Source organism: Frankia sp. CcWB2, assembly GCF_977927585.1.
Window position 1 is genome coordinate 1 of record NZ_CDWRCM010000204.1, and the last position, 7,603, is coordinate 7,603.

Here is a 7,603-nt window from a genome sequence, read left to right on the forward strand (position 1 = left end):
CCTGACCTGCGTCGGAGCGACCTGGGTCGGCCGCCCACCGTCAGCCCACGGGCCGCAACTGATCACAAAAGTCGGGTTGGAGTACTAGGCCAGGGGAGCGGCGGGGGGCGGCGCCCGCGGGGGTCCCGCCGCGGCCCGTACGATGACATCACGTCGACGCGGCGATGCGTCCGGTCCCGATCGTCCGCCCGGGGCGCCCCAGGGGTGCATCCGGCCTCTCCCGGTTCCGGTTCCCGCATCCGTCGCGGCGCCCAGGACCAGTCACGGGCCCCGTGCCCACCGCCTACGAAGGGGCCACACGCCATGGCGATCACTCGGGGCGAGGTGGCTCACCTCGCCCGCTTGGCGCGGGTGTCGGTGACCGGCGACGAGCTCGACGCGCTGGCACCGCAGCTCGAGGCGATCCTGTCCGCGGTCGCCCGAGTCTCCGAGATCGCCGCCGCGGACATCCCGCCGACCAGCCACGCCGTGCCGTTGACCAACGTCTTCCGGCCGGACACCATCTGCCCGTCGCTGCCCGTCACCGAGGCCCTGGCCGGTGCCCCCGCCACCGAGGACGGGCGGTTCCGGGTGCCCCGCATCCTCGATCCGGACGAATGAGGTCGCCGCCCGCATGACGGAGAACATGACGGAGAACCCGACACCTCCCGGCACGACCGACGTCGTGCGCCTGTCCGCCGCCGCGACGGCGGCCGCGATCGCCGCCGGCAGGCTGAGCGCCGTCGAGGCGACCCGGGCGGCGTTGGACCGCATCGCCAAGGTCGACGAGACCGTCCACGCCTTCCTGCACGTGGACGCCGACGGCGTGCTCGCCGCGGCCCGGTCGGTCGACGACCGGCGCGCGGCCGGGGAGCGCCTCGGGCCGCTCGCCGGGGTGCCGTTGGCGCTCAAGGACGTCTTCACCACCCGAGGGATGCCCACCACCTGCGGCAGCCGCATCCTTGAGGGCTGGCACCCCCCGTACGACGCCACGGTGGTGAGCCGGCTGCGGGCCGCGGACGTCGTCCTGCTGGGTAAGGCCAACATGGACGAGTTCGCCATGGGCTCGTCAACCGAGAACTCGGCGTTCGGGCCGACCCGCAACCCCTGGGATGTCACCCGCATCCCCGGCGGCAGCAGCGGCGGCAGCGCCGCGGCCGTCGCCGCCTTCGAGGCGCCGCTCGCCCTCGGCACCGACACGGGCGGTTCCATCCGTCAGCCGGCCGCCGTCTGCGGTCTGGTCGGGGTCAAGCCCACCTACGGCGGGGTCAGCCGCTACGGGCTGGTCGCCTTCTCCAGCTCGCTGGACCAGGCCGGCCCGCTGGCCCGCACGGTGACCGACGCGGCGTTGCTGCACGCCGCGATTGCCGGCCACGATCCTCTGGACTCCACGAGCGTCGACGCGCCGGTTCCCGCGGTCGTGGCGGCGGCACGGCAGCGCGACATCCGCGGTATGCGGGTCGGCGTGGTCCGCGAGTTCGCCGGCGACGGGTACGACCCGGGGGTCGAGGCCGCCTTCGCTGCCGCGGTCGAGGCGCTGACGGGCCTGGGCGCCCAGGTCATCGAGGTGAGCTGCCCGCACTTCAGCTACGCGCTGCCCGCCTATTACCTGATCGCGCCCAGCGAGTGCTCGTCGAACCTGGCTCGCTTCGACGCGATGCGCTTCGGGCTGCGGATCGGCGACGACGGCCGGGCCGGGGCCGAGGAGGTCATGAGCCGCACCCGCGAGGCCGGTTTCGGCCCGGAGGTGAAGCGGCGGATCATCCTGGGCACCTACGCCCTGTCCTCGGGGTACTACGACGCCTACTATGGCCAGGCGCAGAAGGTCCGTACGCTGATCAGCCGCGACTTCACCGCCGCGTTCGAGCAGGTCGACGTCCTGGTCTCGCCCACCACCCCGACGCCGGCCTTCCCACTGGGCGCGAAGGTCGATGATCCGGTGGCCATGTACCTGTCGGACCTGTGCACGATCCCGTCCAACCTCGCGGGCGGCCCGGCGATGAGCCTGCCGTCCGGGCTCGTGGACGGGCTGCCGGTGGGTATCCAGATCATGGCGCCGCCGTTCGCCGACGACCGGCTCTACCGGGTCGGCGGGGCGCTGGAGGAGGCGTTGGACGCCGAACGCGGCCATCCGCTGCTCGACGAGGTCCCGGCGCTGTGAGCGGGCGCCCGGCGGTCTCGCGGGTCATCCGTGTTCCGGGGGTGGCGGCCGCGGTGACGGGCCGCCGGCCGCGAGGGAAGGGCGGGAAACGGCGATGGTGAGCCTGCGCAGCGGCCGGCAGGACCGGTTCCTGGTGGGCGTGGTGTGGCTGCTCACCGTGCTGGTGCTGGGCCTCGGTATCGCCACGCTCAACCCGGTCCTGCTCCTCTGGGGAGTGCTCGGCCTACCGGCCGCGGTGTTCCTCACCTACGTGCACGTCCGCGACACCCGCCCACCCAGCGACCCATGAGGAGTTCATCCGGTGAGCACAGTGGCTCCCGCCGGCGCGCTGCCGTCCTACTCCGACGTTCTGGCCTGCTACGAGCCGGTGATCGGCTTGGAGACGCACGTCGAACTTGGCACCGCTTCCAAAATGTTCTGCGGCTGCGCGACGGCCTTCGGTGCCGAGCCTAACACCCAGGTCTGCCCGGTGTGCCTCGGGCTGCCGGGTTCCCTGCCGGTGGTGAACGAGGCGGCGGTGCGTTTCGCGGTCATGATCGGACTCGCGTTGCACTGTGAGACCGCGTCGTGGTGCCGGTTCGCGCGCAAGAACTACTTCTATCCCGACATGCCGAAGAACTTCCAGATCAGCCAGTACGACGAGCCGCTGTGCACGAACGGCTGGCTCGACGTGGAGGTCGAGGGCGAGGTGCACCGGGTGGGCATCACCCGGGTGCACATGGAGGAGGACACCGGCAAGTCGCTGCACGTCGGCGGCGCCACCGGCCGCATCCACGGCGCCACCCACTCGCTGGTCGACTACAACCGGGCCGGCATCCCGCTCGTGGAGATCGTGACCGAACCGGACGTGCGTTCCCCCGAGGTGGCCCGGGCCTACGTGGACGAGTTGCGGGAACTGATCCGGGCGCTCGGCGTCTCCGACGTCCGGATGGAGCAGGGATCGCTGCGCTGCGACGCCAACGTCTCGCTGCGCCCGCGGCCGGCGCCCGGCGGCCCGGACGCTCCCTTCGGTACCCGCACCGAGACGAAGAACCTCAATTCGCTGCGGTCGGTGGAACGCGCGGTGCGCTACGAGATCACCCGGCAGGTCGCGTTGCTCGACGACGGCCAGCGCATCATCCAGGAGACCCGCCACTTCGACGAGGCGTCGGGCCGCACCTCGTCGGGCCGGTCCAAGGAGGAGGCCACCGACTACCGGTACTTCCCGGAGCCGGACCTCACCCCGTTGGCCCTGCCTGCGGAATACGTCGAGCGGCTGCGGGCTGGCCTGCCGGAGCTGCCCGCGGCGCGCCGGGCCCGGCTGATCGCCGAGCACGGCTACACCGCGCGGGATCTGCAGGACCTGCGCAATGCCGCGGTCCTCGACCTGGTCGAGGAGACCGTCGCCGCCGGCGCGGCCCCGGCGACCGCCCGTAAGTGGTGGCTCAACGAGCTGGCCAGGCGTGCCTCGGACGCCGGTCTCCAGCCGCGCGATCTTAAGATCACCCCGGCCGATGTCGCCCGGATCACCGCGCTGGTGGCCGCGGGTGAGCTCACCGACGCGCTGGCCCGCAAGGTCATCGACGGGGTGCTCGCCGGTGAGGGCGCGCCCGACGAGGTGATCGCCGGCCGTGGGCTGGCGATCGTCGCGGACGACGGCGCGCTCACTGCGGCCGTCGACGCGGCGCTCCTCGGCGCCCCCGACATCGCCGAGAAGGTCCGCGGCGGCAAGGTGAACGCCGTCGGCCCGCTGGTGGGCGCGGTGATGAAAGCGATGAAGGGCCAGGCGGACGCGGCGACCGTGCGGCGACTGCTGCTGGAGCGCCTCGGCATCTCCTGACACCGCTTCCCGGCCCTCGCCTTCCCCTGCCCTCGCTTTCCCGGCCCTCGCCCGCCCGATCCCCGATTTGTCGTATTTCAGATGGTTCGCAGGTTTTAGCGCCGTTTGTTCGAGAAACGTCCGACCGGTCGCCGCTGCCCCCGTGCCGTGGGTTGCCCGTCCGTGATCCGAGCTCGGGAGGACCACGTTCTCCCGCCGTGTCGGACCCGCGTGTCGGGTTGCCGACGTCGTACGGCGCGTCGGATGCGAAGAGCCGGAGGCCTCCATAGGGTGGGTCTCCCATCGGGGTGTCACGATCGAGGGGAGAGCGTGCCGCCGTGCCCCTTACACCTTCCGGGTTCACTGCGTCAACCTCCCGCCGCCGGGGCCGGGGCCGCCGGACGGCGATCATCGTCGCGGTCGTCGTCGTCCTGCTGGCCGTCGCCGGCGGCGTCGGCTACGTCCTGAACAACCGCGCCGCCGACCGCGCCGCCGACCGGAAGGTCCAGGCTGCGGCCGACTCCTACCTGGCGGGCTGGCGGGCGCTGACGACTTCCGGTGGGACGGCGACCCCCGGCTCCGCGGCTGTCACCGCCGTCTCCACGCCCGGGAGCATCGACGTCGCGCGCCTGGTGGGCACGATGGCCGAGGTGCGTGACCGCCTGCTCGTCACAGCGGCTACGTTCACCCCGGGCGCGATCAGCCGCGGCGGCGAGACGGCGACCGTGCCGTACCTGGCCAGGCTCACGCTCTCCGGTCTGCCGACGCCGCTGGAGTACACCGGGGCGCTGCATCTCGTCTCGACCGGCGGCGGGTGGCGAGTGAAGGCTGATCCGGTCTCGGTGCATCCGGCCCTGCGCCCAGGGTTGCACCTGGACCGGACCGCCTCCACGGGTAAGCGGGGGGACCTGCTCGACGTGGCGGGCCAGCCGCTACGGGACTCCTCCGACCTGGCGGGCAACCTCGTCGGTCGAACGGCGCCGCTGTCCGGGTTGCAGCGGGTGTACGACGGCCGGCTGCGGGCGCAGGGCGGCGCGGTCGTCGTGCGGGACGCGAAGAACGCGACCGTGCAGACGCTGCACACCTATCCGATGACCGACGGCGAGGCGATCCGCACCACGATCGACTTGCGGGTCCAGCAGGCCGCCGAGGCGGCCCTGGCCACCGCGGCCCGCCCGACCGGGGCGATGGTCGCGATCGACACCCGCACCGGCGCCATCCTGGCCCTGGCCAACCATCCGCCCAGCGGGTCGAGCCGGGCTGTCCGGGGCAAGTACCCACCGGGTTCCATCTTCAAGATCGTGACGGCCACCGCCGCGCTGATGAACGGCAAGGCGCCGGACACGTCCCTGGACTGCACCCAGACGGTCAGCGTCGGCGGGCGGACCTTCCAGAACGCCGAGGCCGAGCAGTTCGGCCCCATCCCGCTGCGGACCGCGTTCGCCAGGAGCTGCAACACCGCGTTCATCCGGCTGGAGGAGTCACTCCCGGACGGCGCGCTGGAGAAGGCCGCCCAGCTCTACGGCTTCGACGGCCGCCCACCGCTGGATATCGCCAGCGTCGGGGGGATCTTCCCGACCCCGCGCGACGCGGTCGAGTCGGCGTCGGCGTCGATCGGCCAGGCCCGCATCGAGGTCTCCCCGCTGCAGATGGCGAGCGTCACCGCGGCGGTCGCGAGCGGTACCTGGCACCAGCCGTTCGTCGTCGGCCAGTCGGCGCGCAGCAACCCCATCCCGCCCGTGGTGCTGCCCCCGCTGCGGGACTTCATGCGGGCGGTCGTCACCGAGGGCACCGCCGCGAAGGTCCCGATGCCCGGCGAGGCCTTCGGGAAGACCGGCACCGCCGAGTACAAGGACGGCAACCCGCCGCCGACCCATGCGTGGTTCGTCGGCTACCGGGGCGACGTGGCCTTCGCGGTGGTCGTCGAGGACGGCGGCTTCGGCGCGGAGACGGCCGCGCCGGTCGCGGCTAGGTTCCTCACCGCGTTGGACGGTGGCGAGATCGGTGCGCCCGGCTCCGGCGGGCAATGACCTGGCTGGCCCCGGTGCCCGGCTGGCCCCGTGCCCGGCGATGCTTGACGTGGGGCGGGAACTCCGGCAGGGTAGAGCTGTGCTTCTCGGGACTCTCGTACGCTCAGAGCGCGCATAGTCGGCTACGTCGACCTGTGCGCCGCCCCTCAGTGCCTCTCGGCACGAGGGGCTTTTTCGTGCAGTGAGTACTGCTTCGTGCCAAGCCTGCGTGGTCGTGCTCAGCTGGCAGAGCCGTGCCCGGCGGGCCCGGTCCCGCCGGTCCCGCAATGCCAGCCGAGATCGCCACGCGTCACGCACATCCCCGGCCTGTCAAGGAAGACGACCAGATGACACGAAAGATCACCGGAGCCCAGTCGCTCGTCCACTCCCTTGAAGCGGTCGGAGCCGATGTGGTCTTCGGCATCCCCGGCGGTGCGATCCTGCCCGCCTATGATCCACTGTTCGACTCCACCCGGGTGCGGCATGTCCTCGTCCGGCACGAGCAGGGCGCGGGTCATGCGGCCGAGGGGTACGCGCAGGCCACCGGGCGGGTCGGGGTGTGCATGGCGACGTCGGGGCCGGGGGCGACCAACCTGGTGACCCCGATCGCCGACGCCTACATGGACTCGGTGCCGATCGTGGCCGTCACCGGGCAGGTCCCCAGCGCCTCGATCGGGACCGACGCCTTCCAGGAGGCGGACATCTGCGGCATCACTCTGCCGATCACCAAGCACAACTTTCTGGTCCAGTCCGCCGACGACATCCCGCGGATCATTGCGGAGGCGTTCCACCTGGCGGCGACGGGCCGGCCCGGACCGGTGCTCGTCGACCTGCCCAAGGACATCCTGCAGTCGGTCACCTCCGTGCTGCCGCACGATGTCTGGCCGCCGGCCCTCGACCTGCCCGGTTATCGTCCGGTCACCCGCCCGCACGGCAAGCAGGTGCGTGAGGCGGCGAAGATGATCAGCGATGCCCGGCGCCCGGTGCTCTATGTCGGCGGGGGAGTGCTCAGAGCCCGCGCTGCCGCGGAGCTGCGGACGCTGGCGGAGCTCACCGGCATCCCGGTGGTCACCACTCTCATGGCCCGCGGCGCCTTCCCCGACTCCCATCCCCAGCACCTGGGCATGCCCGGTATGCACGGGTCGGTCGCCGCGGTGACCGCGCTGCAGAAGGCGGACCTGCTGATCACTCTCGGGGCCCGCTTCGACGACCGGGTGACCGGCAGGCTGGCCTCCTTCGCGCCCGGTGCCGCGGTCATTCACGCCGACATCGACCCGGCCGAGATCGGCAAGAACCGGACCGCGGACGTGCCGATCGTCGGTGACTGCCGTGACGTGATCAACGAGCTCGTCGCCGCGCTCGTCCTGGAGGAGCGGCCGGACCTCGCCGCCTGGTGGCGGGCGCTGGACGGCTGGCGCCGGACCTACCCGCTGGGCTACGACCAGCCGGCCGACGGCTCGCTGGCCCCGCAGTACGTCATCGAGCGGCTCGGGAAGATCGCGGGACCGGAGACCATCTTCGCCGCCGGCGTCGGGCAGCACCAGATGTGGGCCGCGCAGTTCATCTCCTACGAGAACCCCTACACCTGGCTGAACTCCGGCGGCGCCGGCACGATGGGCTACGCCGTGCCGGCCGCGATGGGCGCCAAGGTCGGCC

The 7,603-nt window shown here is 72.3% G+C and carries 6 protein-coding genes; all 6 read left to right on the forward strand.

What is annotated here, in order from left to right:
• Positions 1-303 precede the first annotated feature (303 nt).
• Positions 304-600: an Asp-tRNA(Asn)/Glu-tRNA(Gln) amidotransferase subunit GatC gene (gene gatC / locus ACY45C_RS18015; protein WP_462188741.1), complete on the forward strand. Its 297-nt coding sequence runs from the start codon at positions 304-306 to the stop codon at positions 598-600.
• A 13-nt stretch (positions 601-613) separates the two neighbouring features.
• Entirely contained in the window at positions 614-2,140 is a 1,527-nt protein-coding gene (gene gatA, locus ACY45C_RS18020; protein ID WP_462188742.1) for an Asp-tRNA(Asn)/Glu-tRNA(Gln) amidotransferase subunit GatA, read from the forward strand.
• A gap of 94 nt (positions 2,141-2,234) precedes the next feature.
• Positions 2,235-2,429, forward strand: coding sequence for a hypothetical protein (locus ACY45C_RS18025; protein WP_462188743.1), 195 nt, complete (start codon positions 2,235-2,237; stop codon positions 2,427-2,429).
• A gap of 12 nt (positions 2,430-2,441) precedes the next feature.
• Positions 2,442-3,959 (forward strand): Asp-tRNA(Asn)/Glu-tRNA(Gln) amidotransferase subunit GatB, encoded by a 1,518-nt coding sequence (gene gatB, locus ACY45C_RS18030; RefSeq protein WP_462188745.1) that lies wholly within the window; start codon positions 2,442-2,444, stop codon positions 3,957-3,959.
• A gap of 317 nt (positions 3,960-4,276) precedes the next feature.
• Positions 4,277-5,968, forward strand: a complete 1,692-nt coding sequence (locus tag ACY45C_RS18035) for a penicillin-binding transpeptidase domain-containing protein (protein WP_462188747.1) — start codon at positions 4,277-4,279, stop codon at positions 5,966-5,968.
• A 326-nt stretch (positions 5,969-6,294) separates the two neighbouring features.
• Positions 6,295-7,603 (forward strand): biosynthetic-type acetolactate synthase large subunit (gene ilvB, locus ACY45C_RS18040; RefSeq protein WP_462188748.1); only part of this gene is annotated, 1,309 nt, incomplete at its 3' end.

Bases quoted from the DNA above. Each gene is read 5' to 3' on its own strand.
- gatC (WP_462188741.1), top strand. From the start codon at position 304: ATGGCGATCACTCGGGGCGAGGTGGCTCACCTCGCCCGCTTGGCGCGG.
- gatA (WP_462188742.1), top strand. From the start codon at position 614: ATGACGGAGAACATGACGGAGAACCCGACACCTCCCGGCACGACCGAC.
- ACY45C_RS18025 (WP_462188743.1), top strand. From the start codon at position 2,235: ATGGTGAGCCTGCGCAGCGGCCGGCAGGACCGGTTCCTGGTGGGCGTG.